The organism is Bacillus sp. P4_D3, from assembly GCF_056401855.1.
Genome location: NZ_JBFUIN010000533.1, coordinates 1 through 2,175, shown reverse-complemented (window position 1 = coordinate 2,175; position 2,175 = coordinate 1). Strand labels below are relative to the sequence as shown.

The 2,175-nt window shown below is 36.3% G+C and carries 2 protein-coding genes; both read right to left on the bottom strand.

The genetic code is table 11. The features are described 5' to 3' along the window. Window positions 1-260 precede the first annotated feature (260 nt). Complete coding sequence (locus tag AC1DTM_RS23705; protein WP_002015572.1) at window positions 261-683, bottom strand: immunity 70 family protein; 423 nt, start codon at window positions 681-683, stop codon at window positions 261-263. A 5-nt stretch (window positions 684-688) separates the two neighbouring features. Continuing rightward, window positions 689-2,173 (bottom strand): T7SS effector LXG polymorphic toxin, encoded by a 1,485-nt coding sequence (locus AC1DTM_RS23700; RefSeq protein ID WP_477001033.1) that lies wholly within the window; start codon window positions 2,171-2,173, stop codon window positions 689-691. Window positions 2,174-2,175 lie beyond the last annotated feature (2 nt).

Genomic DNA, 2,175 nt, shown 5'->3' with positions numbered 1-2,175 from the left:
CTGTCTAAGGATGTCGTCGATAAATCAAAGAGAAAATGTCGTTATTATATGCGTAGTTTTAACTGTAATTATTAGATGTAAATTAAAAAAGTCTTTTTTAAAAAATAAAGGGGGTGTGAAATGTCTACGAAAATCTATAAATTATTACATAATAAAAGCCACAACTCATATGAGTGTGACTTAAATGTTTTTATTCAGCTTCAGCCTCGAAGCGTAAAGTGATTAAAACTCAAATGAAACCATAAGATATCTAGCATGATTTATTTTCCTAGATTTGAAATTGTTATATCAATTTTGTTTCTTTTTGCAGTGTTTAAAGCGTTGCTTAGTAAATCTAAAAAAATTGTACCTGTTGGAGTAGCATGATAATTGGCTAAACTAGTTATTTTATTAGGGATTTTATTTCCCCAAGGTGGCTGTTTTTCCATGTGCTCAATATCCCAAATGACTTCTGCAGGAGGTAATTCACTTAAAATTTTTCTTATCTCTTCTACATTTTGAAGTGCTTCTTCTGTGTCCTCCCAACGTAACTTGTCGAAATATAAATTCTTCATTAATAGTGGGTACTTAGTGCCCCAACCTTCAGACTCTGTATGATATGACATGGTTGAAAAAAAGCTATGTAAAAAATCAGGGTGTCCTGTTTCATAGAAAAATATATCTACTTTAAATCCTACTGCCATTAATATCAATCCTCTCGTTTAAATATTACCTCGGGTGTTTCTTTAGACTTTTCTCTTATTTTTCTTACGATATCAAATAAAGCCTCTTCAGGAACAGTTTGTCCTCGTATATCAATGATGACAGTTTGCTTTGTACCTATAGGTAAATTATCAACCCTATCATTAACTTGTTTAACAATAACTCTAACTAGGTTACTTCTTTTTGATGAAGTAGACAAGTCATAATTTTTCACTTCCAAGCTGTGACCCTTTGTGTAAAAATCAGGTCTTGTACTACCTTTTGTAACTTTTGAAACTTCTTCTCTATCTTTAAAAGCAACTTGGTCGTCATAATTAGGATACTCCGTACCTACGTCAAGTTCTGATTGTCTCCAAGATGGTCTAGCAAACATAAGATAACCGCTTAAATAATTACCCCAATTTCCTGATGGTGGAAGTGTGCTTACTATTGCTTCACCAGTGAGACCAACACCTGCAAAAGCAGGTTGTAAACGTGGTGGAAAAGCTTCAGTTACTTTGTACATGTTTGTTCCTCTAGCAAGTTTAGAAGCCTTATCAAGACCTTTCCCACCAAGTAACCCTAGACCGACTGATGTTACTAAATAAGAACCCCATCGGAATCCACTTTCGACATCACCATGCCAAACGTCATTCATAAAAGAATCTGAGAAAGCGTTCCACATAGCAGGAAGAGTCTCATCATAATTGACAACAGCATCCCACATGTCTGACCATGTTTCACCGTCACCTAACGCTTTAAATCCTTCCCAAGCATCTCCAACACCTTTTCCTGCACCATCATAAAGACCATCCCAAGCTTTCTCTAAATCAGATTTTGGTTTGCCACACATTGCACCTTCTTCAATTGAATTATCAGCCTGACGATTCCTATCTTCTGCAATCGCTTGAATTGAAGTCGCCCACTCCATATTTAATCCTTGTGTACTAAATGTACCACTTGCTGGACTAAAACCTTTCCCACTTTGGACTTCAGCAAGACCCGTCGCAATGCTAGCGGCTAATTGAATTGCTGTATTATAGTTATTACTAGATGTTTGGTTGAACTGATACAAATGATCTAACTTTTCTTGAAGTTTGCGCCTCATGGCAATAAAAAGATTTACCATAGCGTCCATGCCCGAAATCGGCATAGTTTGATGGAGTGCTTCTGTACTTGCTATCATTCGGTCAATTTCTCGAATTTGTTCTAATATTTCTTGTTCAATAACATCTGTTGAAGCTACCTGTGATTGAAATTGACTTGGAAAGGCATCGTTCTGACGAATTAATTCCTCACATAAGTAAATGATTCCTTGTGCTAAAGGGCGAAAGGTTTCTGCGAAAAATGCTTTTGCACTATCGTAAGTTTGCCCTTGTAGAACGGTATCACTTGTAAAAGCATCAATCGACTGAATAGCTTGTTCCATACCTTGAATAGTAGCGGTACAGAAAGCATTCATACTTTGTGTTTGAGCCTGTACTTCTCCCAGAT